Here is a 24,634-nt window from a genome sequence, read left to right as displayed (position 1 = left end):
AAGAATTTAAGGAGTGAAGTACATGAGCGACATTATGCACCCGATTTCAATTGATGCCTTACTAAATTGGGTTTTAAAGGAATATAAAAATGAATCATCTATTTTTGGTGTTCGCAAGTTTTACAAAGCAGATACTAATAAAATGATTTCATTATTCGGGGAAAAAATGGAAACACCCTGTGGACCAGCTGCTGGGCCACACACACAATTAGCACAAAATATTATTGCTTCGTATTTAACGGGCTCACGCTTTTTTGAAGTAAAAACAGTCCAAATTATTGATGGCGAAGATTTACCAGTAAGCAAACCTTGTATTACTGCAGCTGACGAATGTTATAACGTTGAATGGTCAACGGAACTTCGAGTACCACAAGCATATGATGAGTATGTTAAAGGTTGGTTCGTTCTTAAATTACTCAGTAAAGAGCTAGGTTTAGGTAATCCAGACGGCTTCATTTTCAATATGAGTGTTGGGTATGATTTAGAAGGGATTAAATCGCCAAAAATTGATAAATATATCACTGATATGCAAGATGCAGAGAAAACACCCATTTGGCAAGAATGTAAGGATGTAGCTTACAAATATTTATCGGAATTCAAACAAATTGATAAAGAATACATTGAGGCAATCAGTCCAAAAGTCTGTCGTTCAATTACTCTTTCTACATTGCACGGATGTCCTTCAGATGAGATTGAACGAATTACAACTTATTTATTAGAAGAAAAAGGCTTAAATTCATTCATTAAGTGTAATCCTACAATGTTAGGTTACGAATATACTCGTAAAACGCTTGACGACCTTGGCTTTGACTATATGGTATTTGACGATCATCATTTCTTAGAAGATTTACAATTTGAAGATGCTGTTCCAATGTTAAAACGTTTACAAGCATTAGCAGATAGCAAAAACTTAAGTTTTGGAGTGAAAATTACTAATACCTTCCCAGTCGGCATCGCTGAAGATGAACTTCCTGGAGAAGAAATGTACATGTCAGGTCGCTCACTCTTCCCACTAAGTATTTCATTGGCTAAAAAATTATCTGATGAATTTAATGGTAAATTACAAATTTCTTATTCAGGTGGAGCCGATGTATTTAACATCAAGGATATTTTTGATGCAGGAATTTGGCCAATTACGATGGCAACAACACTTTTAAAACCTGGTGGCTATCAACGAATGAATCAAGTAGCCAATTTGCTAACTGATTCTGAATATCCAAAAAATGTTCAAGTTGACTTAGAAAAATTGTCTGCAATTGTTGAAAAAGCAAAAACACAAGCACGCTATAAAAAATCAATTAAAATTTCAGAAAGTCCTAAATTAAAAGCGACTGTTCCGTTAACAAATTGCTACACAGCGCCTTGTCGTAGTGATGGAGGTTGTCCAATTAATCAAGATATTCCTGCTTATTTAAGATACGTAAATGAAGGCAACCATTTGGAAGCATTGAAAGTTATTGTAGACAAAAATCCATTGCCGTTTATTACAGGAACAATCTGTGCACACCCTTGTATGACAAAATGTACGCGTCAATTTTATGAAAGTTCTATTCAGATTCGTGAAATGAAGCTAAAAGCAGCTGAACATGCGTATGATGAGTTAATGGCATCAATGGAGAAACCAACACCTAAAAAAGATGCTCCTAAAACAGCTGTTGTAGGTGGCGGACCAGCAGGGATTTCTGCCGGATATCTATTGGCTAGAGAAGGAATGCCAGTAACTGTTTTTGAAAAAGCCGATACTATCGGTGGCGTATGTAGCCAAATTGTTCCAGAATTTAGAATTTCTATGGAATCTGTTCAAAAAGATGTGGATATGGCGAAATTCATGGGAACTGAATTTAAAACTGGAAAAGCAGCTCCAAGTTTAGAAGAGTTAAGAGAATTAGGTTATACCAATGTTATTTATGCAATTGGGGCTTGGAAACATGGAAAATTGAAATTAGAAGTAGGAGAAACAATCAATTCTTTAGATTTCTTAAAAGCTAATCGAGAAAATCCGGCAATCAATCCTTATGGCGAAAAAGTCGTGATAGTTGGTGGCGGAAATACAGCAATGGACTGTGCGCGAGCAGCTACAACGCTTCCTGACGTTAAAAAAGTTTCAGTAGTTTATAGAAGAGATAAGCGAAATATGCCAGCGGATGAAGAAGAACTGTATCTTGCTTTAGAAGATGGTGTTGAATTTTTAGAACTACTGTCTCCAATTAAATTGGAAAACAATGTATTAACTTGTGAAAAAATGCGTTTAGGTGAACGCGATGCTTCTGGACGCAGAAAACCTGTACCAACTGGTGAGTATACAGAAGTACCAGCTGATACTGTAATTGCAGCAGTTGGTGAAAAAGTTGATACAAGCTTCTATGAATCTATCGGTATCCAAACCAATCAATATGGAAAAGTGGTTTCTAACCAAGAGACATTAGAAACCAACTTAAAAGATGTTTACGTGATTGGTGATGCTAACTTAGGCCCAGCGACAATTGTTGAAGCAATTGCTGATGCAACAAAAGCAGCCAAAAATATTTGTGAGATTCATAATAATCATTACGAACAAACCAATATCAATGAAGATGTAGCGGAAGTTCGAAATAAACGTGGAATCTTGATTCCTGAAACATCAAAATGTAGTGATGCTGGCCGCTGTTTAGAATGTTCAACCATTTGCGAATCTTGTATGGATGTTTGTCCGAACCGTGCCAATATAGTTGTACAAGTCAAAGGGCAACCTCAAATTGTTCACGTTGATCGGATGTGTAACGAATGTGGAAACTGTGAAACATTCTGTCCTTATGCTAGTGCACCTTATAAAGATAAATTTACATTATTTAATACAAAAGAAGATTTTGAGAACAGTACCAACTCTGGTTTCTATGTGATAGATCCAACAACAAAAGAATGTCTTGTAAGATTGTGGAATAATATTCAAACAGTTAAGCTGACCGATCAAGGCTCAGATATTCCTAAAGACATTATTGAATTGATGGATACAATGATAGCTAACTATGATTATTGTATGGAAATGTAAGAATAAGATACGAATGACCAAAACTTCTATAAATGGAGGTTAAAAAGATGTCTATTTTATTAAAAGGCGGCATTGTCGTATCGGCAGAAGGTCGAAGAAAAGTAGATGTTCGCATTGATGGAGAGATAATCAGTGAGATTGGTACAAATTTAGCTATTGATAATTCTGAAGTAGAAGATGTGTCTGGTTGTTATTTATTGCCAGGATTTATTGACGCCCATACACATTTAGAACTAAACAATGGTAAAGGTTCGATTGGAACTGCGGATAATTTTACTACTGGAAGTCGTGCTGCAGTTGCGAAAGGAACAACTGCAGTGATTGATATGGCAACTCCTAGCAAAGGAACAAGTTTAAAGCAATGTCTAACTGATTGGAACAGACTAGCGGAGGGAAATAGTTTTTGTGATTATACCTACCATATGTCAATTATTGAATGGAATAAAGCGATTTCTAGTGAAATTAAGGAAATGATTGATGAAGGAATCACATCATTCAAAATGTACATGGCTTATGACAATTTGAGAACAACCGATGCTGAGATATTTGAAGCAATGACTGAAATAAAAAAATACAACGGTATGTTAGGTATTCATTGTGAAAACGGCGATATGGTCAACGAAATGATTGCTAAGTTTGTACGTGAAGGGAAGTTGACACCTCATTATCATCCGTTAACACGTCCTGATTCTGTAGAAGCAGAGGCGGTTGAGCGTTACTTGATGATTGCTGATTTAGCAGGATTGCCAGTAAATATTGTTCACCTTAGTACAGCTAGATCATTAGCCGCTGTCAGAAGGGCACGAGCACGAGGTCAAAAGCTTTTCGTTGAAACTTGTCCGCAATATCTAGTTTTAGATGACCATTTGTATGATGGACCTGATTTTGAAGGGGCTAAATACGTTTGTTCACCTCCATTGCGAAGTAAAAAAGATCAGGAAGTTCTTTGGGAAGGAGTCATGGATGGTTCAATTGATACCATTTCCACTGACCACTGTAGTTTCAATTTTGAAGGGCAAAAGACATTAGGGAAAGATGATTTTAGCAAAATTCCTAATGGCATGCCGGGAGTTGAAACCCGACCAGAGCTGATATATACCTATGGCGTAACAACAGGGAAAATCACATTAGAACGAATGGTCGAGTTGCTTTCAGAAGGAATTGCAAAACAGTTTCATCTGTTTCCGCAAAAAGGCATTATTCAAAAAGGTAGCCATGCAGACATTGTTATTTGGAATCCCGACACAAAAGGTGTAATTTCTGCGAAAACTCAAATTCAAACAGTAGACTATACTCCGTTTGATGGGATGGAAACGAAAGGTAGTGCGCAAGCTGTATACCTCAGAGGAAAAAAAGTAGCAGAAAATGGGCAATGTATAGCTGAGATGGAAGGGAAATTCATCCATCGAAAAATTGTAAAGGAATCAATCAACCCGTGTTGATTTAAATAAATTTTATGGAGGGGTAAGATTTTTGGAAAAAATTAAATGGACGGCAAATGAAATGCCGAAAACAGACGATCAGTATATCAATCTGATGTCAAGGGAAGCAATTGAGAAGGCATTAACGTTTCACAAAAGTTTTCCGCAATATTCTAGAACACCACTAGCAGATTTGAAACACATGTCGGAATACTTAGGAATCAAAAACTTTTTTGTTAAAGATGAATCCTATCGTTTTGGCTTAAATGCTTTTAAAGTGCTAGGTGGCTCATTTGCAATGGCAAACTACATTGCTGATGAGTTAGGTAAAGACGTAGCAGATTTAACTTATGATGTGTTAACTTCTGATAAATTGCGTGACGAATTTGGTCAAGCAACATTCTTTACAGCTACAGATGGCAATCACGGACGAGGTGTTGCCTGGGCTGCAAATAAATTAGGTCAAAAATCAGTTGTATTGATGCCAAAAGGCTCAACACAAACACGATTAGAAAATATTCGAAAAGAGAATTCAACAGTTACGATTGAAGAAGTCAATTATGACGAATGTGTTCGAATGGCGAATAAAATGGCTGAAGAAACTGAAAATGGTGTAATGGTTCAAGACACCGCTTGGGATGGTTATGAAAAAATTCCAACGTGGATTATGCAGGGGTACGGAACAATGGCTTTAGAAGCTTCTGATCAATTAAAAGAAGCAAAAGCAGAACGTCCTACACACGTTTTTGTTCAAGCGGGTGTTGGTAGTTTAGCAGGAGCTGTTGTTGGTTATTTTGCTAATCTATATCCAGACAATCCACCAATTATGACTGTTATTGAAGCACAAGTAGCAGATTGTTTATACAAATCAGCAATCGAAAAAGACGGTAAGATTCGTTTCGTTGAAGGTGATTTACAAACAATTATGGCTGGACTAGCATGCGGAGAACCAAATACAATTTCTTTTGACATTTTAGAAAACCATACGTCATTCTTTGTTTCAGCGCCTGACTGGGTATCTGCAAAAGGAATGAGGATGCTAGGAGCTCCACTAAAAGGAGATCCACAAGTGATCTCAGGTGAGTCTGGTGCAGTAGCAATGGGCTTAGTAGAAACAGTGATGCATAATCCGGAATACAAAGATTTACGTGATGCGTTGAAACTTGATGAAAATTCATCTGTTTTAATGTTCTCAACAGAAGGCGACACAGATCCAGATAACTACAAAAAAATCTTATGGGGGTAATAATAAATGGATTTCAAAGCAATTAACGCAGCAGCAGAAGGTTACAGAGAGGACATGATCAAGTTTTTAAGAGACTTGGTTAAAATTCCAGGAGAAAGTGCTGAAGAAGGCGCAAAAATGGAACGTGCAAAAGCTGAAATGACAAAACTAGGCTTTGACAAGATTGAAGTTGATCCACAAGGAAACGTATTAGGATTTATGGGAACAGGTAAAAAAATCATCGCTTTTGACGGCCATATGGACACTGTTGGAATTGGTGAAATGAGTAACTGGGAATTTGATCCTTATGATGGTTACGAAACTGACACTGAAATTGGTGGACGTGGTACTTCTGACCAAGAAGGTGGAATTGTATCAGCAATTTATGGAGCAAAAATCATGAAAGATCTAGGTCTTTTAAATGATAAATATACTGCATTAGTAACAGTGACTGTTCAGGAAGAAGACTGTGATGGTTTATGTTGGCAATATATTATTAAAGAAGACAAGATTCGTCCAGAGTTTGTTGTATCTACTGAGCCAACAGACGGTGGAATTTATCGTGGACAACGTGGACGTATGGAAATTCGCGTAGACGTTAAAGGGGTTTCTTGTCATGGTTCAGCACCTGAACGTGGAGATAATGCAATTTTTAAAATGGCTGACATTTTACAAGATGTTCGTGCATTAAATAACAATGGAGATACTGAAAGTACAGCAATTAGAGGATTGGTTCGTATGTTAGATGAAAAATATAATCCTCAATGGAAAGAAGCTCGTTTCTTAGGAAAAGGAACTGTAACTGCTTCACAAATTTTCCACTCGTCTCCAAGTCGTTGTGCAGTAGCAGATGGATGTACAGTATCATTAGACCGTCGTATGACTGCTGGTGAAACTTGGGAAAGCTGTTTAGATGAAATTCGTAATTTACCAGCTGTTAAAAAATATGGAGATGACGTTAAAGTATCAATGTATGACTATGACCGTCCATCTTATACTGGCTGTGTTTACCCTATCGAATGTTACTTCCCAACTTGGGTAATTCCAGAAGACCATGATGTAACAAAAGCATTAATGGCAACTCATGAAAACCTTTATGGTACAGAACGTGAAGGCTCAAAAGAAACAATTGATATGCGTAGAGCTCGTCCACTATTAGACAAATGGACATTCTCAACAAATGGTGTATCAATTATGGGACGTAACGGAATTCCTTGTATTGGTTTTGGACCAGGTGCAGAAGCACAAGCACATGCGCCAAATGAAAAAACTTGGAAAGATGATTTAGTTCGTTGTGCTGCAGTATATGCGGCATTACCAAGTGTTTATTGTGAAGGTAAATAATTAGGTATAACGATATATAGTGAATAGGTGAGGTGGCGATTGAAAAAATCGCCTTCCTTAACCGACTAGATATTGTTCGAAATTGAAAAAATTCGCTGAGTCTCAAGTTATGGGGTGACAACGCCCTCTGCGTTCGCCTTCCTTCAACTCTAGCATGTTTCATGCGTAGAAGTTGATGAGATCGAAACGTAGTGAAGTGTACTGTTCGACATCAGCTCATAAAAAAAATTCGCTGTGTCTCACAGCAAAGGGAGAGTTAATATGGAAACGTTTAAAGAATATATTGCAAAATTGGATAAATTAGAATTTGAGAAAATGTACAATAATGACTTTTTCTTAACTTGGGAAAAATCAAGAGATGAATTAGAAGCTGTTTTCACGGTAGCTGATACATTACGTTATTTACGTGAGAATAATATTTCAACGAAAATTTTCGATAGTGGGTTAGGAATTTCTTTATTCCGTGATAACTCAACTAGAACTCGTTTTAGTTTCGCTTCTGCTTGTAACCTTTTAGGGTTAGAAGTGCAAGATTTAGATGAAGGTAAGAGCCAAATTTCTCATGGTGAAACTGTTCGTGAAACAGCGAACATGATCTCTTTCATGGCTGACATTATTGGTATTCGTGATGACATGTATATTGGCAAAGGAAATGCTTATATGCATGAAGTATCAGAATCAGTTCAAGAAGGACACAAAGATGGCGTTCTTGAGCAACGTCCAACATTAGTAAACTTACAATGTGATATTGACCATCCAACACAATCAATGGCAGATGCATTGCATTTGATTCATGAATTTGGTGGCATTGAAAACTTAAAAGGGAAAAAAGTTGCTATGACTTGGGCTTATTCTCCTTCATATGGTAAACCATTATCTGTTCCTCAAGGAATTGTTGGGTTAATGACACGTCTTGGAATGGATGTTGTTCTTGCTCATCCAGAAGGCTATGAAATCATGCCTGAAGTCGAAGAAGTTGCGAAGAAAAATGCTGCTGAATCAGGCGGTTCATTTACAAAAACAAATAGTATGGCAGAAGCATTTAAAGATGCAGACGTTGTATATCCTAAGAGCTGGGCTCCATTTGCAGCAATGGAAAAACGTACTCAGTTATATGGAGAAGGCGACCAAGCTGGAATTGATGCTTTAGAGCAAGAACTATTAGCTCAAAATAAAAACCATAAAGATTGGGAATGTACAGAAGATTTAATGAAGACAACTAAAGATGGAAAAGCATTGTACATGCATTGCTTACCTGCTGATATCACTGGTGTTAGCTGTGAAGAAGGGGAAGTTGAAGCATCTGTCTTCGATCGTTACCGTGTAGAATTATACAAAGAAGCAAGCTACAAACCTTATGTTATTGCAGCAATGATTTTCTTAAGCAAGGTGAAAAATCCGCAAGCAACATTAAAAGCATTAGAAGAGAAAAAGACTCCAAGAGAAACAAAATAGTCATTAAATAAAATAGTTATTGCTTATTAACGGCATGAGGTAAAATACCTTCTCATTAAAAAACTAGAAATAAACGAATTAACTTTTATCGTATAGAAGAAGTAAGTTAAAGACCTTTCCAAGTCCATTTCTTGAAATAAATAAATCGTTTAAGTTTGAAAATCATTCGAATAAAATAGTCTGCTGTCCACAGATTATGAATACTCATGCAAAGAATGAAATTTTTTCACTTACTACCTAGTACAAATGAGAGGGTATTTTGCATTATTATAAATAAAATAGAGAAATAAAGTATTTGATTTTATAGAAGATGAGGTGAATCATTGAATGGTTAAAAGAGTTGTAGTAGCACTAGGTGGGAATGCTTTAGGTGGGAATTTAACAGAGCAAATGACTGCTGTAAAAGAAACTTCTATAGCAATTGCTGATTTGATCGAAGCGGGATATGAAGTTATTTTGTCTCATGGGAATGGTCCTCAAGTAGGGATGATTCAATTAGCAATGGAAGAGTTGTCGTTAACAGACCCTAAAAAATATCCAACGATTCCTTTATCAGTATGTGTTGCAATGAGTCAAAGTTATATTGGGTATGATTTACAAAATGCTTTACGTGAAGAATTATTAACGCGTAACATCCATCAACCAGTTGCAACTGTTATTACACAAGTTGCTGTTGATCCGAAAGATGCTGCGTTTGATGCACCGGCAAAACCAATCGGACGTTTTATGTCTAAGGAAGAAGCCGACGCATTAGTGAAAGAAAAGAATGTTACTGTAGTAGAGGATTCGGGTAGAGGATATCGTCAAGTAGTGGCTTCTCCTAAACCTAAAGAAATTATTGAAATTGAAACAATTTCTTCGTTAATTGATGCGGGTCAAACAGTAATCGCCTGTGGTGGCGGCGGAATACCAGTTATCAAAGAAGGAAACAAGCTAAGTGGAGTAGGAGCCGTTATAGATAAAGACTTCTGTAGTGAAGTGCTGGCAGAACAAGTAGATGCCGATTTATTAATCATTTTAACTGCTGTAGAGAAAGTTTGTATCAACTACGGAAAAGAAAATCAAGAAGAACTTAGTGATGTTTCAATAGAAAAAATGAAAGAATATGCTAAAGAAGGGCAATTCGCTCCAGGTTCTATGTTACCAAAAGTAGAAGCAGCGATTCAATTTGCGGAATCAAAACCAGGAAGAAAAACATTAATTACCTTACTTGAGAAAGCAAAAGACGGTATTGTTGGTAAAACTGGAACTATTGTTCAACAATAGTATTATCTAGCTATATTTTTATTAATAAAGGTGAGTCAAATTCTATTAAGAGGAGTAAATAGAATGAAAAATAATATCATAAATTCAAGTAAAGCCCCAGCAGCTGTTGGTCCATATTCCCATTCTGTTCTAGCAAATAATGTTCTTTATGTTTCTGGACAATTAGGATTGGATCCTGTTACTGGTGAAATGCAAGCAACGGTAGAAGAACAAGCAGAACAAGCGTTACAAAATCTAGGGGAAATTTTGAAAGAAGCGAATATGTCTTACAGGGATATTGTGAAGACAACGGTCTTTTTGAAAAATATGACTGATTTTGTGGCAATAAATGAGATTTATGGAAAATATTTCTCGGAAAATCCACCTGCTCGCTCATGTGTTGAAGTAGCTGAGTTACCTAAAGGTGGGCTATTTGAAGTTGAAGCAATTGCAAGTAAACAAGAATAACGACGAACACAAATCAATGAAAAAGACTGTCTGTCTTCCAACATTGATTCAGCCTGAGATGCTGATTGAGAAGACTAAGAAGCTTTAATATGTTGATTAGGATGCAGCCTTTTTCAAAATAAAATTTTAGAAGGAATATTGCATATGAGTGAAAAAAAAGTAAATGCATTGTTTGATTATGATGCCAAACTACCGATAAAAGAAGCGATTCCTATGGGACTGCAACACGTTGTAGCTGCAGTAGTAGGAATTGTTACCCCAGGAATTATGATTTCAAAGGTCTGTAACCTTAGTCCTGGTGACACAACGATTATCATTCAAACTTCGTTGATTTTTTCTGCTATCGCAACATTGATTCAACTTTTTCCTATTTTTGGCCGAGTTGGTTCAAGACTACCTGTTATGATGGGTGCTAGTTTTGCTTATGTTCCTATTTTAATGGCAATTGGTGCTGATTTTGGCATTGCTGCTATTTTTGGTTCGCAAATGGTTGGAAGTGTTTTAGTCATATTAGTTGGTTTAGCCATTAAAAAAATTAGAGTCTTGTTTCCGCCGTTAGTTACTGGTACAGTTATTTTGAGTATTGGATTATCTCTGTTTCCAGTAGCGATTAAATATATGGCAGGTGGAGTTGGAAGTGCAAATTTTGGTTCTGCGAAAAATTGGCTAGTTGCAATGATTACATTCGTTATTGTATTCTATTTTAACTATTTTTCAAAAGGATTTCTCAAATTATCTTCTATTCTTAATGGAATGGTGATTGGCTACATTTTAGCTTTAGTTTTGGGAATGGTAGATTTTTCTCCAGTCCAAAATGCATCAGTTTTTCAAATGATTACACCTTTCCATTTTGGAGTAGATTTTCAAGTTGTTCCCATTTTGACACTAGTTGTAATGTTTATCGTGGATGCAGTACAAGCGATTGGTCAATTTACAGCAACGACAGTTGGAGCAATGGATCGTGAACCGACTGATAAAGAACTTTCAGGAGGAATTATGGGAAGTGGATTAGCCAATTTCTTAGGTAGTTTCTTCGGTGGCGTTCCTGTTGCGACTTTTGGTCAAAACGTTGGTTTGGTAACGGTTACTAAAGTAATTAATAAATATGTAATGGTTTTTGCAGCAGTAATTCTTATTGTAGCGGGATTTGTTCCTAAAATTGCTGCAATCTTAACAACAATCCCATACGCTGTTATTGGTGGCGCAACGATTTCAGTTTTTGCGACAATTTCAATGACAGGAATTCGAATGATTTCTTCTCAAGAGTTAACACCACGAAATACCGGAGTCGTTGGTTTAGCTTTAGCATTTGGTGTTGGTGTAGCATTGTCTACAGGTTCACTAAGTGGTTTTCCTGATTGGGTGACAACTATTTTTGGTAATTCAGAAGTTATTTTAACAACGATTGTAGCTGTTATTTTGAACTTCTTATTAAACGGTACAAAGCCAAAAAGTAATCCCTGAAGCAAATGAAAGTGATTGATTTGATTAATCGTTGATTTGGTCTATCAACTGATTAAGTGATAATAATTGAATGTTTTAGTACATGTGATTTTCTCCTTTGAAATGATACGAAAGATAAAGAAGCCGGTATTTTTTATCTTTTGTATTCATTTTTAAATGAATGATGAAACGATAGAAAATCAAGAGGGATAGATGATGGAAAAATTTTTCTTTGAAGGAGATAAATTTATCGGAAAATCTACGTTGCTTAAGAAATGTCTCCGATATTCTGATTACTCAATTAGTGGTTTTTATGTGGATCGTTTATTGAATGAAAAAGCTGAGATTACTGGTTTTGTCTTGAGAGACGCTAAAGCACTATTTAAGACAGAGTTTGGACAAGAGGATTGCAAAGAGCATTGCTTTCTTAAAATTGAAAATGGCCAAAGAATTAGAAATTTAGCTGTTTTTGAGCATTTTGGCACACAACTACTACAGGAGGCACAGAGCAATAAAAGCGAGATTGTACTATTGGATGAAATTGGTGGTATGGAGTTGTTGATACCAAATTTTACAGGTGAACTCATGGAGTTAATGACTCAGCGTAGAAAAATTTTAGGTGTGTTCAAATCAGATAAAAATTATCAAAGACAACGACGAAACAGTCTAGAAAAATTAAATATAAACGATCAACGGCAAAAACTAAGAGAGCAAATTTATTTGCATAATGGAGATATTCTAGAGTTAACGGAAAAAAATAGAAATCAGTGTGAGAAGAAATTGCAAGATTTTTTAATGCAATAATTTTTTTGGTTTTCGTTATCTTTTTAAAGTATAACGAAACAACTAATTTATTTTAAGGTGGTGGAGCTTCGATGGAGGAGACAAGAAAATTTAATTACACGCTAAACCTTAAGTTGCAGACGGATAGAATTTTTTTTGGACCAGGAGTTGTGGAGTTATTACAATTAATTTCAAAAACAGGTTCTCTTAATACGGCTGCAAAGAAAATGGGTATGTCGTATAACAAAGCTTGGAGAATAATAAAAAAAGCAGAGGAAGAATATGGTTCTCCTCTGGTCATAAAAAGTGTTGGGGGAAATAAGGGTGGAGGCTCGACTGTTACCGAAGATGGGGAAAAGTTGACTGCTCAATTTTTATATTTTCAAAAAAAGACATATCAAATTACCAATCAATTATTCAATGAAATATTTTTTGAAGGCACATCAAATGAACTGAATTAGGGGGAACGGAAATGAGAAAACTTTTTCAAGCGTTAAATAAAGTAATCGCAGAAAAAAAAGATAGTGTTTTAGTGACAGTTATTAATAGCTCTGGTTCGACACCTAGAAGCACAGGAGCAAAAATGTTGATTACAAAGGCAGGCAGAGTGTGTGGAACCATTGGTGGTGGAGCTGTTGAATTTCGTTCGGAACAACTAGCTCAAAAGGTACTAGAAGCCAAATCAGTTGCTTTAGAAAAATTTATATTAGCACCTAATGATATAGCCGATTTAGGGATGATCTGTGGTGGAAATGTAGAGGTCTTTTTCCAATTTATTTCCTGGCAAGATCCTGTGATTGCTGAAATTTGTTCAGAAGTTAAAAACCATTTTGAATTGCATCAACAGTGTTGGTTACTTACTAATATTGATGAAACAGTTACTGCTAAGTTAGGCTTTTTTAGTGAAAAAACGGGCTTTCTGGGGATGGTTCCTGGGAAAGTTAAAGAAAATCAGTTAACAAAAGGTTCCTCAATTATTACTGTTGATGAGGAAAAGTATTATATAGAATCGCTAGTCTCTCCAGGAAAAGTATACGTTTTTGGCGGAGGACATGTTTCGCAAGCGTTGGTTCCTGTTTTAAAAAGTGTAGATTTCTATTGTGTAGTTGTAGATGATCGTAGTCAGTTTTTGACAAAAGAATTATTTCCTTCTGCTGATGAACGTTTAGAGGTTGATTTAAGTAATATTGCAGCATCAATTGAATTAACAGAGGATGACTATGGGGTAATCATGACAAGGGGACATAAATTTGATTATCAGTTAGAAGAACAATTATTAAGAACAAAAATGCGTTACATTGGTGTAATGGGAAGTAAGCACAAAGTGGCAACACATATAAAAAAATTGCAAGAAAATGGGTTTAGCTTAGAAGAAATTAACAAAGCTCATATGCCAATTGGGATGAAGATTAAGGCTGAAACACCAGCTGAACTAGCTATTAGTGTGGCCGGTGAATTGATTTCAATAAGGGCAAGTGAAAAGTAGCGTGATAAGAACATAGTTGAGGTGAGTCGGATGAAGAAAACGCAAAAAACGAATAATAAACAACGAGGGATTATTTTAGGAATAGTCGCTATGTTCTTAGTAGTTTTTACTATCTCCTTTTTTTTAGGGAAGTTTCCCATTCCGATTCCAGATTTTTTTCAAACGATTTTTAATAAAATTTTTTTGACAAAACAAAGTGTAGATACACAAGTAGAAACAATTTTATTTAAGATTCGTTTTCCTAGAATTATTATGGCGGTAGTGATTGGAGCGGGAATTTCTGTTTCAGGATCTACTTACCAAGCTCTTTTCCAAAATCCAATGGTGTCTCAAGATATTTTAGGAGCTTCACAGGGAGCTGCCTTTGGGGCTGCTTTAGGACTGTTTTTGTCTTTTAATTATGAACGGGTCATTCTTTTCTCCTTTATTTTTGGCTTGCTTGCTGTGGGGCTTGTTTTACTTATTAATCGGTACTTACGTATTGGATCTATCTTAAACTTGATTTTGATTGGTATGATGGTGGGGTCTCTTTTTTCTTCGGCAGTTTCTTTTTTGAAATTGGTTGGAGATCCAACGAATACATTACCGGCGATTACGTATTGGCTGATGGGAAGTTTGTCGTCGATTAAAATCCAAGATGTTTATTTTGCAGCTCCATTAATTTTAGTAGGAATGCTTCCAATTATTCTTTTTAGATGGCGTTTAAATATTCTCTCATTGGGAGAAGAAGAAGCGAATAGTTTAGGTGTTGACGTAGGAAGATTAAGGATCATTTTTATTTTAGCAGCGACATTAATTACTGCAACTGCCGTTTCTATTAGCGGATTAATCGGTTGGGTGGGATTGATTGTCCCACATTTTTCCAGAATGTTGGTTGGTAACGATCATCGGGTTGGAATTCCTGTAACGGCAATTCTAGGGGGAACATTTTTATTGCTCGTGGATGATATTTCCAGAGTGTTGACAACAAGTGAAATTCCAATAGGGATTCTGACCTCGTTCATAGGCGCACCGATTTTTCTGTTTTTAATTGTAAAGGAAAATCAAGCAAAACAGGCAGATTAGGAGGGATAGAATGTTAAGGGTAAAAGATTTAGCATTTTCATATCGAAATAAAACGATTTTGACACAAGTCTCTTTTGAATTAAATTATGGACAATCTGTTTGTTTGCTAGGGAAAAATGGTGTGGGGAAAAGTACTTTATTCAAATGTTTGTTACGTTCTATTCAACCCGATTCAGGTCAGGTACTAATTGATGGTGTGAAAGTACAGGACTATTCAAGAAATGAACTAGCAGGACTAGTTTCTTATATTCCGCAAAGTCCTAAAGGGATTTTTCATTTTACCGTTTTTGATATGGTTTTAATGGGAACTGCCTCTCGCTTGAAAAATTACCAGCAGCCCGGACAAAGAGAAAAAGAATTAGCAGATCAGGCATTGAATCGATTAAACATTGGGCATTTAAAAAATAAACATTATTCAGAAATTAGCGGTGGTGAGCAACAACTAGTTATTATTGCTCGGTCAGTTGCTCAACAAAGTAAAATGATTATTATGGATGAGCCTTGCGCAAGTTTGGACTATGGCAATCAAGTGATGGTGTTAGAAATGATAAAAAAACTATCTACAGAAGGTTTACTAATTATTCAAGCAACACATGACCCAAATCATGCCTTGCAATATGGCGATCATGTCATGATTCTACAGCAAGGAACATTAACTCACCAAGGAAAGCCTTCTGAAATACTAACTGGCGATCGATTGGAATCTCTTTATGGTGTGCCAATTGCTGTACATTATTTACAAGAACAAGGACATCAGTTCTGTGTGCCTAAGATGCGAGAGGAGAGTCTTTATGTGGAGAATGTATGATGAACTAATTGAAAAAATTCCTGCTGGTATCATCATAAAAGAGATTCAACAAACGCCAAAATGGACGATGATTGCTTGTGAAGATATGGTTGGTGCGGCAATGAGGTTTGATAGCCAAAAAAATTTGATTGTATCAGATTATTTAGGCGTTGATCTTCAAGAAGTTGCCAGATTGATTAAATCTTGGGATTTTGAAAAAGCTAGTTTAGGTTTGGCAGCAATCAATAGCTATTTTAATTATAAAGAAAAGGTAGAAATGACTAGGGATTTTATGATTCAGGGCCATCGAGATATTTTGGAAGAGTTACAGACGGTTAAAGATGATACGAAAGTTGGAATGATTGGTCATTTTCCTTATGTTGATCGCTATCCAGACGTGGCAAAAAAGCTGACTATTTTTGAATTGAATCCAAAAGAAGGTGATTTTCCAGCCAGTGCCAGTGAATATTTGCTTCCTGAAATGGATATTGTTTATATCACGGGATCAACAATAGTCAATAAAACATTGCCAAGACTATTAGAACTATCCGAAAAGGCACAAACAATTCTTTTAGGTGCCAGCTGTACGTTGAGTCCAGTTCTTTTTGATTATGGAGTAGATGTTTTAGCAGGAACCGTTTATCAGCAATCATTGACACAAATTTTAGAACAGAAGAAGACGAGCCCAATTCATTTACCATTAAGTAAATGCGGAGAGCCTATTATATTAACAAAAAAGAGGAGTAATAGGAAATGAAAATAATAAAAAATTTGCTTGTTGTCGTTGCCTCTCTATTCATTCTAACTGCCTGTGGTGGAACAAAGACAACACCATCAGAAAGTTCGGTTTCAGAATCATCCGTCAAAACAAATAAAAAGGTAGCAGCAGAAAAGCGTATTTTCATTGATTCTGTTGGAAGAGAAGTAGAGGTACCAAAGAACATTACCAAAATAGCTCCGTCAGGTCCACTTGCACAAATTGTTTTATATACCAGTTCGCCAGACTTACTTGTTGGGTTGGCAACTCCTTTTTCGAAAGAAGCACAAGCATATATTGATAAAAAATACCAAGAACTTCCAGAATTTGGTCAATTTTATGGTAAAAAAGCAAGTTTAAATATGGAAGCATTGAGTGTAGCTGCGCCAGATGTAATTATTGATATCGGAGAGCCAAAGAAAACTGTAAAAGAGGATATGGATAAGCTACAGTCACAAATTGATATCCCAACAATTTTTATTGAAGCAAATTTAGAAAATTTACCTGAAACTTACAAGAAGCTTGGAGAGTTATTAGGAAATACAAAAGAAACTGAAAAATTAGGTGCTTATTGTAAAAAAGTGCTTGATCAAGCTGAAGAAAATAAATCTAAGTTATCAGAATCAAAGAAAAAAACAATCTATTATGCGTCAGGCAATGTAGGGTTAAACACAAACGCAGAAGGTTCGTTTCATGCCCAAGTAATCGATGCAATTGGAGTGAAGAATGCTGTAACGGGAGTAGATATTACTTCACAAGGGGGAGGAACTGTTGTCTCTATGGAACAATTAATTCAGTGGCAACCAGATTATATCCTGGCCGATTCTGAAAAGGTTTATCAAATAATTCAAACAGATGCCTCTTGGAAAGAACTAACAGCAGTAAAAGAAAAACATGTGTATAAAGTACCGACAGCACCGTATAATTTTATGGGCTTTCCTCCATCTGTCAACCGAATAATTGGGATTCAATGGCTAGGAAATCTGGTTTATCCTGAACAATATGAGTTAACTATTGATGAAACTGTAAAAGAATTTTATGATTTATTCTATCATGTACAACCTTCAGAGAAACAAATAGCCGAAATTTTAGCAAATGCTAAATAAAAAATGCATACAGAAACTACTTTTTTATAAAAATAGTGAGAAAGTATCAGCACATTAAGGACGATTATTGAATCGATGACCTTAATACTTGAAGAAATTAAGACACGATACTGAATCACAGACAAAATAAACACCATCAGTGTTGTGTAAAAAAGAATAGACTCTTCTGATTCTTCCATTGAAAAAAAGAGACTAAGCTCCACTAATAGCAGTTATTTCCAGTGAAACACCGTGGAACCGTTCTAAGCCCAAAAGCCAGGTCTCAGAATTTCCAAGCTTCAAACTTAGGTTAAATAAATGGCATGACTAAGTAATTCAAATTGGCTTCTGATCACAGTTATTGAAATCAACTGATGGTAGTTTCTTTGTTACGTTGGAAGCGCCCTTTTTTTGAAAACAGTTTACACTAGAGGAAGAAATGTTGGTTAGTCGCATTTGATTAGGCAATACTAGTGAATGCATTCTTTATTTTAAGGATACAATATTTTTTGAGTAGGTTCATTATTTTAAGGATTTTGTCTGACCAACAGAGAAGTTACATCATCAAGTACAAGCAACTTTAAAAGGATCTAGGGAATTGTTGTGATGCAACGATTTTATTATGTAAAGGAGTGAGCTTGGTTTATAAACGTATTCGCTTGTGTGCAAGCTACCTACTCTTTGATTTTGAACCGTAGCTAAATGATATTTTTGTAAAGACATAAGGCAATCAAGCTAAGTTTTATCCATTGTTACCAAGCTAATGTCAATAAAGGTCAAAGAAAACACGCAGAAAAATATTTTTTACTAAAAAAAATATTTTAGATAGAGATTTTGTGTTATAATCATAGTGATTAAAAGCTATCATTATAATAGAAACTGAGGTGTAAAAATGTATTCACTAGTAGTAAATGGTAAGACGGAAACCTGTGAAACAAACAAAAAATTGATGGACTTTCTTCGCGAAGATTTGGGCTTGACGGGAACCAAAGATGGTTGTAATCAAGGCTCATGCGGCGCTTGTTCTGTCTTAATAAATGGAAGGGTTTCCAAAGCTTGTTTGTTCTTTTTGGAAAAGTTGGAAGGAAAAGAAGTTGTCACAGTAGAAGGGCTTAGTCAGCATCAAAAAGATGTTTATGCTTATGCGTTTGCCCAAACAGGTGCGGTGCAATGTGGTTACTGTATTCCAGGAATTGTTATTTCTGCACAAGGATTAATTAATAAGAAACCAGATCCAAGTGAGGAAGACGCTCGTAAGGCGATTAGAGGGAATATTTGTCGTTGTACTGGTTATGCCAAAATTGTTGAAGCTATTTTGTTAGCTGCTAAAATCTTTCGTGAGGAATTGAGCATACCAGAAGAGGAATCGACTGGTAAACTAGGAGTAGATTTTAAACGGGTTGATGCAGTAGAAAAAACGCTAGGCACAGGGATTTATGTTGATGATGTAACAGTTGAAGGAATGCTTCATGCTTCTGCTTTACGGACGGAATATCCTCGAGCTAAGGTTTTGTCAATTGATGTGTCAGAAGCCCTTAAACACCCTGATTGTGAAGCGGTATTAACAGCAGATGATGTTCCTGGAAACAATAAAATTGGACACCTGGAATTTATTTCAGATTGGGATGTCATGATTCGTGTAGGAGATATCACTCGCTACGTTGGGGACTCAGTGGCTTTAGTTGTTTCAAAAAATAAAGAATCTTTAAACGAAATTAAAGAACTAGTGAAAGTAGAGTATGAAGAACTAACTCCTTTAACAACCATTGAAGAGGCTTTAGCAGAAGGAGCTCCTTTGATTCATGAAAAAGGAAATATTCTTTCTCACGAACATCTAGTTAGAGGAAATGCCGATGAAAAGTTGGCAGCATCTAAATATGTAGTAACCCAACACTATTCTGTACCTATAAATGAGCACGCTTTCATGGAACCAGAATGTGCGATTGCTATGCCAGAAGGTGAAGATGGGATTTTGTTATATAGTGCTGGCCAAAGTATTTATGATGAACAAAGAGAAGTGGCACGAATGCTTGGGGTTGAAAAAGATCAAATTCATGTGCAATCAAAACTTGTCGGTGGCGGTTTTGGTGGAAAAGAAGATATGAGTGTTCAACATCATGCCTCTTTAGCGGCTTGGTGCTTGAAGAAACCAGTCAAAGTGTTACTAACTCGTCAAGAAAGCTTGATGGTTCATCCTAAGAGACATGGGATGGAAATGGACTTTACAACTGGTTGTGACGAAGAAGGAAACCTAACTGCAATGAAAGCTGTTATTTATTCAGATACAGGTGCTTATGCTTCATTGGGGGGACCCGTTCTTCAACGAGCGTGTACTCATGCGGCAGGACCTTACAAATATCAAGATATTGATGTAGAAGGGTTTGCGGTCTATACAAATAATCCTCCAGCTGGTGCGTTCCGTGGTTTTGGTGTATGTCAGACAGCTTTTGCAATTGAAAGTAATATTAATATGTTAGCGAAAAAAGTTGGTATTACACCTTGGGAGATTCGTTATAAAAATGCAGTTGAACATGGAGATTCTCTTCCGAATGGTCAATTAGTGTCTAAAAACGCAGCATTAAAAGAGACTTTGTTGGCAGTTAAAGATGCATATGATCATGCCGAAGTTGCTGGGATTTCTTGTTTCTTTAAGAATAGTGGGATCGGTGTAGGATTGCCAGACGTTGGACGTTGTATTGTTTCTGTTGAAAATGGAAAAATTCATGTTCGCACAAGTGCGGCTTGTATTGGACAAGGAATGGCAACTGTAGCGATACAAGTTGCTTGCGAAACGTTAAATCTACCACCAGAAATGATTATTGCTGAAGCACCAGATACTCGCCGGACACCAAACTCTGGAACGACAACTGCTTCAAGACAATCACTCTTTACAGGGGAAGCAATAAGACGGGCTGCTGTGCAGTTGCGTTATGAATTAGATATGGGAAGAGCCTTAAATGACTTGGAAGGACAGGAATTTTATGGTGAATACTCTGCTGTAACAGATCCACTAATCAATGATAAAACAAATCCAGTCAGTCATGCTGGTTATGGTTATGCTGCTGAAGTAGCAATCCTAGATGAAAAAGGAAAAGTTGAAAAATTTGTGGCTGCCTATGATATGGGGCAAGTCGTTAATCCAAAATCTGCCGAAGGACAAATCGAAGGTGGAATTGTTATGGGAATGGGTTACGCTTTAACTGAAAAATTCGCAATGGATCAGAGTTATGTAAAAGCAAAATATGCGACATTAGGTTTATTGAATGCTACACAAGTACCGCCAATTGAAACAATTTTGGTACAAGCAAAAGAAATTCATGATGGACTTGCTTATGGAATTAAAGGGGTTGGTGAATTAGCAACAATTCCAACTGCACCAGCATTGGCAGGTGCCTATTATGCACTCGATGGGAAATTGAGACCAACCTTACCAATGGAAGATACTTTCTATCAAAAAAAGAAAAAATAAAAGTTAAACATAAATAAGCGATAGTGTAATCGAATTATTTACAAAAGCAAGAAATACATTCATACTTAGTACGTAGCTAGTGAATGTGTTTCTTGCTATACATAGTGTTTTTTAGAAAAAGTAAATAAATAGTTAGAGGAAAGGAGACGATAATGATTGATGTAAGTGTTATTATTATGGCTTCTGGTTATTCTAAACGAATGGGAGAAAACAAACTATTTTTAAAATATAAGAATAAGACCTTTTTAGAACATACCTTAACTTTAGTCAATAAAGTTGATTTTTTTGAGCGAATCCTTGTTATTTCACCTGAAAATGTAAAGGATATTGTGCTACCTGAGAACATAACTGTTGTTCTCAATAGTGAGCCTGAGCTTGGTCAAAGTGCTAGTGTTCGTTTGGGAACCAAAGTAGCTTCAGGTCAAGGCTACTTATACTTGCCGATTGACCAACCATTATTGAATAAAGAAATTATTGAGCAGTTATTAAAAGTTTCCACTAATGAAAATATTGTCTTTCCAGTTCATGAAAATGGTCATCCAAGTAGCCCTGTTTTTTTTGGAAAAGATTTTCGTTCAGAGTTATTGGCGGTATCTGGAGCGTCAGGAGGGCGAGAAGTTCGGAAAAATCATCCAGAAGTCTGGAAAAAAGTGAAGATCGATGAGCCAGAAAGGTTATTGGACATTGATACTCAGGAAGATTTTACCTTTTTAAAAACATTCAATTAATTTTACAACGACACCTAGGAGAAGAATATGAATGAACCTGTCTACTTAAATTATGCAGCGACCTCAAATAAGCGACCAAAAGTAGTAATCGATCAACTTTGTAACTATTTACAAAATAATAACAGCAAAGCAAGCAATCGTGGACTTCAAGAAAATGATGATGCCAGTATTGCTTTTGAAACACGCCTAATTTTATCTTCTTTTTTTAACGCACCTGATCCAGCCCATGTCCTTTTTACACAAAATATAACGACTTCATTAAATATGTTGCTTAATGGGCTTTTACAAAAAGGCGACCATGTAGTCACCACTTCCATAGAGCATAATGCCGTTGCGCGTCCATTGCACTTATTAGAAAAAAAGAGGGCGATTTCTGTTACCTATGTGAATTGCTCTTTAGAAGGACAATTGACCGCTAAACAAATAGAAACAGCCTTTCAACCAGAAACAAAGCTTTTAGTGATGAATCATGCATCCAACGTTTTAGGAACTATTTTGCCGATTAAAGAGTGTTTTGAGATTGCGAAAAAGCATGGCATTATTACTGTTTTAGATACTGCGCAAACAGCTGGTTTTTTGCCAATTGATATGAAAGAAATGAACATTGATATTTTAGCTTTTACTGGGCATAAAGGATTAATGGGAATCGCTGGTATTGGTGGTTTTGCATTAGGAAAAGGAATCTCAACAACCATTTCTCCTTGGCTGACAGGAGGGACAGGAAGTACGTCTCAGTCCTTTCAACAACCTGATTTCCTACCTGATAAATTTGAACCAGGAACGCCAAATACACTAGGGATTCTAAGTTTAGGAAGCTCAGTCAGCTATCTTCAAGAAGTTGGTTTAGAAACTATTTACACGCATGAAAAAAAGCTGACAGAACAATTTTTAACAGGAATCACAGGGTTGCCTTTAAACATTTTAGGAACAAAAAATGCGGCGTTGTCAGTTCCAGTCGTTTCCATTGTTGATTTTAAAAAAGATCCTGGGGAGTTAGCCCAGCAATTGTATGAAGACTATGGCATTATTACTCGTTGCGGCTTACATTGTTCTCCTTTAGCTCATCAAACTGCTGGAACCATTGAGACTGGGGCGGTTCGTTTTAGCTTTGGTTGGCATACAACGCCGAGTGAAGTGGACTATGCAATTTCTGTATTAAATAAGATTTACCGAAAATCATAATGGTTTAGAGGAGAGGAAAGAATGAATTTTTTATCTGAATGTACATCAGGAGGCTGTGGAGCTAAAATTGGTCCAAATGAACTAGCTGGATTTTTAACGAAACTACCTAAAGTAACAGATCAAAACCTACTGGTAGGATTTGATTCTTCTGACGATGCAGCTGTTTATAAAATTTCAGAGAGTCAAGCATTAATTGCTACAATGGACTTTTTTTCACCGATGGTTGAAGATCCCAAAAGATTTGGCAAAATTGCTGCTGCAAATGCTATGAGTGATGTTTACGCGATGGGTGGAGAAATTTTATTTGCTTTGAATATTGTTTGTTTTCCTGAAAGAATGGATAAGGAAGTTCTCTCAGAAATTCTGCTTGGTGGTGCTGAGAAGATGCAAGAAGCAGGTGTTTCACTTGTTGGAGGACATTCTATCTATGATCATGAACCCAAATATGGCTTGTCTGTAACCGGACAAGTTCATCCAGAACAAGTGATTCGCAATGATACCGCTCAAGTAGGTGATGTTTTAATTCTTACAAAAGCATTAGGCGTTGGCTTAATCTTATCTGCGCTAAGAGGTGGGGTAGGAGCACCAGAAGCAGAAAAGGCAGCATTAGACTCGATGGAACGATTAAATAAATATGCTGCCGAAAAAATGAAAGATTATGATGTTCATGCGTGTACGGATGTTACGGGATTTGGTTTGCTTGTCCACGCAGCAGAAATGGCTGGGGTAGATAAAACATTTGTCATTGATACCGCTCAGTTACCATTATTACCACATGCTTATCAATACGCAGAAGAATTTTTAGCCACTGCTGCAGGACAGCGGAATCGAAACGCCATGGAAACACAAGTTGATTTAAAAAATATAAGTCCCGCTTTTCAAGAGATTCTTTTTGATCCCCAAACGTCAGGGGGGTTACTAATTAGTGTGGCAGGAAAAGATGCGTCGGCTCTTTTGGAAAAAATAAAAGAAGCAGATCCGGCGGCAGCCATTATTGGCGAAGTCATAGAAAAAGAAGCAGATCAAGTCATCATTGTCTTATAGGAAAGAAGGAAATCTGATGGAAAAAATAAACGCATTAGGCAAACCTTGTCCCATCCCTGTTATTGAAACAAAAAAGGCGATTCGAAAATTAGCTGGGCAAGCTGGAACTATTGAAGTATTAGTTGATAACGATATTGCTCGGCAGAACATTGAAAAAATGGCTACTGGAATGGGGATTCAAACGATCTATAAAATTCAGGAAAATAATGAAATTCTTGTGACACTGACTGTTGCAGCAGCAGATGAACTTAGCCCTGAAACAAAATCAGATAGCGGATTTGTTGTTGCATTTGGCAAAAAAACGATGGGAGAAGGGGCACCAGATCTGGGAGAAATGCTTTTGAAAAGTTACATTTATTCTTTGACAGAGCTAGATACGCCACCAGAACATTTGCTATTTTTTAACAGTGGTGCTTATTTAACCAGTCAAGGTTCTGATGTAATAAAAGATTTAAAAACATTATCAGAAAAAGGAACAATGATTAGTACTTGTGGAACTTGTTTAGATTTTTATGGTATCCAACAAGATTTAGCCATTGGAGAAATTACGAACATGTATGGCATTTCAGAAATCATTGCGCAAGCAAATAAAGTAATGACTTTTTAAAAAGAGAGTGTG

General features: G+C 36.4%; 20 protein-coding genes. All 20 read left to right on the top strand.

The features are described 5' to 3' along the window. Window positions 1-22 precede the first annotated feature (22 nt). The 20 genes from ygfK to yedF all read left to right on the top strand — a co-directional run bounded on the left by ygfK (window position 23) and on the right by yedF (window position 24,622). Complete coding sequence (gene ygfK, locus BCR26_RS15135; protein WP_069699809.1) at window positions 23-3,028, top strand: putative selenate reductase subunit YgfK; 3,006 nt, start codon at window positions 23-25, stop codon at window positions 3,026-3,028. Between the two features lie 47 nt (window positions 3,029-3,075). Next, window positions 3,076-4,470 carry a dihydropyrimidinase gene (gene hydA / locus BCR26_RS15130; protein ID WP_069699808.1) on the top strand — a complete coding sequence of 465 codons (1,395 nt, stop codon included), beginning with the start codon at window positions 3,076-3,078 and terminating at the stop codon, window positions 4,468-4,470. A 31-nt stretch (window positions 4,471-4,501) separates the two neighbouring features. Beyond that, complete coding sequence (gene dpaL, locus BCR26_RS15125) at window positions 4,502-5,695, top strand: diaminopropionate ammonia-lyase (RefSeq protein WP_069699807.1); 1,194 nt, start codon at window positions 4,502-4,504, stop codon at window positions 5,693-5,695. A gap of 6 nt (window positions 5,696-5,701) precedes the next feature. Beyond that, window positions 5,702-7,018 (top strand): YgeY family selenium metabolism-linked hydrolase, encoded by a 1,317-nt coding sequence (locus tag BCR26_RS15120; RefSeq protein ID WP_069699806.1) that lies wholly within the window; start codon window positions 5,702-5,704, stop codon window positions 7,016-7,018. Window positions 7,019-7,279: 261 nt separating this feature from the next. Then, window positions 7,280-8,473, top strand: a complete 1,194-nt coding sequence (gene ygeW / locus BCR26_RS15115; RefSeq protein WP_069699805.1) for a knotted carbamoyltransferase YgeW — start codon at window positions 7,280-7,282, stop codon at window positions 8,471-8,473. A gap of 327 nt (window positions 8,474-8,800) precedes the next feature. Then, window positions 8,801-9,739, top strand: coding sequence for a carbamate kinase (gene arcC, locus BCR26_RS15110; RefSeq protein WP_069699804.1), 939 nt, complete (start codon window positions 8,801-8,803; stop codon window positions 9,737-9,739). Window positions 9,740-9,802: 63 nt separating this feature from the next. Then, window positions 9,803-10,186 carry a RidA family protein gene (locus BCR26_RS15105; RefSeq protein WP_069699803.1) on the top strand — a complete coding sequence of 128 codons (384 nt, stop codon included), beginning with the start codon at window positions 9,803-9,805 and terminating at the stop codon, window positions 10,184-10,186. Between the two features lie 144 nt (window positions 10,187-10,330). Beyond that, window positions 10,331-11,650 carry a nucleobase:cation symporter-2 family protein gene (locus BCR26_RS15100; RefSeq protein ID WP_069699802.1) on the top strand — a complete coding sequence of 440 codons (1,320 nt, stop codon included), beginning with the start codon at window positions 10,331-10,333 and terminating at the stop codon, window positions 11,648-11,650. Between the two features lie 195 nt (window positions 11,651-11,845). Then, window positions 11,846-12,433 (top strand): nucleoside-triphosphatase, encoded by a 588-nt coding sequence (locus tag BCR26_RS15095; RefSeq protein ID WP_069699801.1) that lies wholly within the window; start codon window positions 11,846-11,848, stop codon window positions 12,431-12,433. A 71-nt stretch (window positions 12,434-12,504) separates the two neighbouring features. Next, window positions 12,505-12,873: a winged helix-turn-helix domain-containing protein gene (locus tag BCR26_RS15090; protein ID WP_069699800.1), complete on the top strand. Its 369-nt coding sequence runs from the start codon at window positions 12,505-12,507 to the stop codon at window positions 12,871-12,873. An 11-nt stretch (window positions 12,874-12,884) separates the two neighbouring features. Continuing rightward, the gene (locus BCR26_RS15085) at window positions 12,885-13,898 is read left to right on the top strand and encodes an XdhC family protein (protein ID WP_069699799.1); all 1,014 of its coding nucleotides are present in this window, start codon (window positions 12,885-12,887) and stop codon (window positions 13,896-13,898) included. Between the two features lie 30 nt (window positions 13,899-13,928). Continuing rightward, window positions 13,929-14,963, top strand: coding sequence for a FecCD family ABC transporter permease (locus BCR26_RS15080; protein ID WP_069699798.1), 1,035 nt, complete (start codon window positions 13,929-13,931; stop codon window positions 14,961-14,963). A gap of 10 nt (window positions 14,964-14,973) precedes the next feature. After that, on the top strand, window positions 14,974-15,771 hold the full coding sequence (locus BCR26_RS15075; protein ID WP_069699797.1) for an ABC transporter ATP-binding protein: 798 nt from the start codon (window positions 14,974-14,976) through the stop codon (window positions 15,769-15,771). Continuing rightward, window positions 15,755-16,507 carry a DUF364 domain-containing protein gene (locus BCR26_RS15070; RefSeq protein ID WP_069699796.1) on the top strand — a complete coding sequence of 251 codons (753 nt, stop codon included), beginning with the start codon at window positions 15,755-15,757 and terminating at the stop codon, window positions 16,505-16,507. The genes BCR26_RS15075 and BCR26_RS15070 overlap by 17 nt, the downstream gene beginning before the upstream one ends. Then, entirely contained in the window at window positions 16,504-17,613 is a 1,110-nt protein-coding gene (locus tag BCR26_RS15065; protein ID WP_069699795.1) for an ABC transporter substrate-binding protein, read from the top strand. Before BCR26_RS15070 ends, BCR26_RS15065 begins: the two co-directional genes overlap by 4 nt. A gap of 871 nt (window positions 17,614-18,484) precedes the next feature. Next, a complete protein-coding gene (gene xdh, locus BCR26_RS15060) occupies window positions 18,485-21,061 on the top strand; it encodes a selenium-dependent xanthine dehydrogenase (RefSeq protein ID WP_069699794.1) in 2,577 nt (858 codons plus the stop codon). A gap of 152 nt (window positions 21,062-21,213) precedes the next feature. Then, a complete protein-coding gene (locus BCR26_RS15055; protein WP_069699793.1) occupies window positions 21,214-21,789 on the top strand; it encodes an NTP transferase domain-containing protein in 576 nt (191 codons plus the stop codon). Between the two features lie 27 nt (window positions 21,790-21,816). After that, window positions 21,817-22,971: a selenocysteine lyase SclA gene (gene sclA / locus BCR26_RS15050; protein ID WP_069699792.1), complete on the top strand. Its 1,155-nt coding sequence runs from the start codon at window positions 21,817-21,819 to the stop codon at window positions 22,969-22,971. A 21-nt stretch (window positions 22,972-22,992) separates the two neighbouring features. Next, entirely contained in the window at window positions 22,993-24,015 is a 1,023-nt protein-coding gene (gene selD / locus BCR26_RS15045; RefSeq protein WP_069699791.1) for a selenide, water dikinase SelD, read from the top strand. Between the two features lie 16 nt (window positions 24,016-24,031). Then, window positions 24,032-24,622, top strand: a complete 591-nt coding sequence (gene yedF, locus BCR26_RS15040; protein WP_069699790.1) for a sulfurtransferase-like selenium metabolism protein YedF — start codon at window positions 24,032-24,034, stop codon at window positions 24,620-24,622. Window positions 24,623-24,634 lie beyond the last annotated feature (12 nt).

It is taken from the genome of Enterococcus rivorum, from assembly GCF_001742285.1.
In the GTDB taxonomy this organism is placed as follows: Bacteria; Bacillota; Bacilli; order Lactobacillales; family Enterococcaceae; genus Enterococcus_L; species Enterococcus_L rivorum.
Note: the sequence above shows the minus strand (reverse complement) of the source record. Positions and strands in the feature narration are given on the sequence as shown.

What these genes read in the sequence shown, in the direction of transcription:
- ygfK (WP_069699809.1), top strand. Translation starts at nt 23, where the DNA reads ATGAGCGACATTATGCACCCGATTTCAATTGATGCCTTACTAAATTGG.
- hydA (WP_069699808.1), top strand. Translation starts at nt 3,076, where the DNA reads ATGTCTATTTTATTAAAAGGCGGCATTGTCGTATCGGCAGAAGGTCGA.
- BCR26_RS15120 (WP_069699806.1), top strand. Translation starts at nt 5,702, where the DNA reads ATGGATTTCAAAGCAATTAACGCAGCAGCAGAAGGTTACAGAGAGGAC.
- ygeW (WP_069699805.1), top strand. Translation starts at nt 7,280, where the DNA reads ATGGAAACGTTTAAAGAATATATTGCAAAATTGGATAAATTAGAATTT.
- arcC (WP_069699804.1), top strand. Translation starts at nt 8,801, where the DNA reads ATGGTTAAAAGAGTTGTAGTAGCACTAGGTGGGAATGCTTTAGGTGGG.
- BCR26_RS15105 (WP_069699803.1), top strand. Translation starts at nt 9,803, where the DNA reads ATGAAAAATAATATCATAAATTCAAGTAAAGCCCCAGCAGCTGTTGGT.
- BCR26_RS15100 (WP_069699802.1), top strand. Translation starts at nt 10,331, where the DNA reads ATGAGTGAAAAAAAAGTAAATGCATTGTTTGATTATGATGCCAAACTA.
- BCR26_RS15095 (WP_069699801.1), top strand. Translation starts at nt 11,846, where the DNA reads ATGGAAAAATTTTTCTTTGAAGGAGATAAATTTATCGGAAAATCTACG.
- BCR26_RS15090 (WP_069699800.1), top strand. Translation starts at nt 12,505, where the DNA reads ATGGAGGAGACAAGAAAATTTAATTACACGCTAAACCTTAAGTTGCAG.
- BCR26_RS15085 (WP_069699799.1), top strand. Translation starts at nt 12,885, where the DNA reads ATGAGAAAACTTTTTCAAGCGTTAAATAAAGTAATCGCAGAAAAAAAA.
- BCR26_RS15080 (WP_069699798.1), top strand. Translation starts at nt 13,929, where the DNA reads ATGAAGAAAACGCAAAAAACGAATAATAAACAACGAGGGATTATTTTA.
- BCR26_RS15075 (WP_069699797.1), top strand. Translation starts at nt 14,974, where the DNA reads ATGTTAAGGGTAAAAGATTTAGCATTTTCATATCGAAATAAAACGATT.
- BCR26_RS15070 (WP_069699796.1), top strand. Translation starts at nt 15,755, where the DNA reads ATGTGGAGAATGTATGATGAACTAATTGAAAAAATTCCTGCTGGTATC.
- BCR26_RS15065 (WP_069699795.1), top strand. Translation starts at nt 16,504, where the DNA reads ATGAAAATAATAAAAAATTTGCTTGTTGTCGTTGCCTCTCTATTCATT.
- xdh (WP_069699794.1), top strand. Translation starts at nt 18,485, where the DNA reads ATGTATTCACTAGTAGTAAATGGTAAGACGGAAACCTGTGAAACAAAC.
- BCR26_RS15055 (WP_069699793.1), top strand. Translation starts at nt 21,214, where the DNA reads ATGATTGATGTAAGTGTTATTATTATGGCTTCTGGTTATTCTAAACGA.
- sclA (WP_069699792.1), top strand. Translation starts at nt 21,817, where the DNA reads ATGAATGAACCTGTCTACTTAAATTATGCAGCGACCTCAAATAAGCGA.
- selD (WP_069699791.1), top strand. Translation starts at nt 22,993, where the DNA reads ATGAATTTTTTATCTGAATGTACATCAGGAGGCTGTGGAGCTAAAATT.
- yedF (WP_069699790.1), top strand. Translation starts at nt 24,032, where the DNA reads ATGGAAAAAATAAACGCATTAGGCAAACCTTGTCCCATCCCTGTTATT.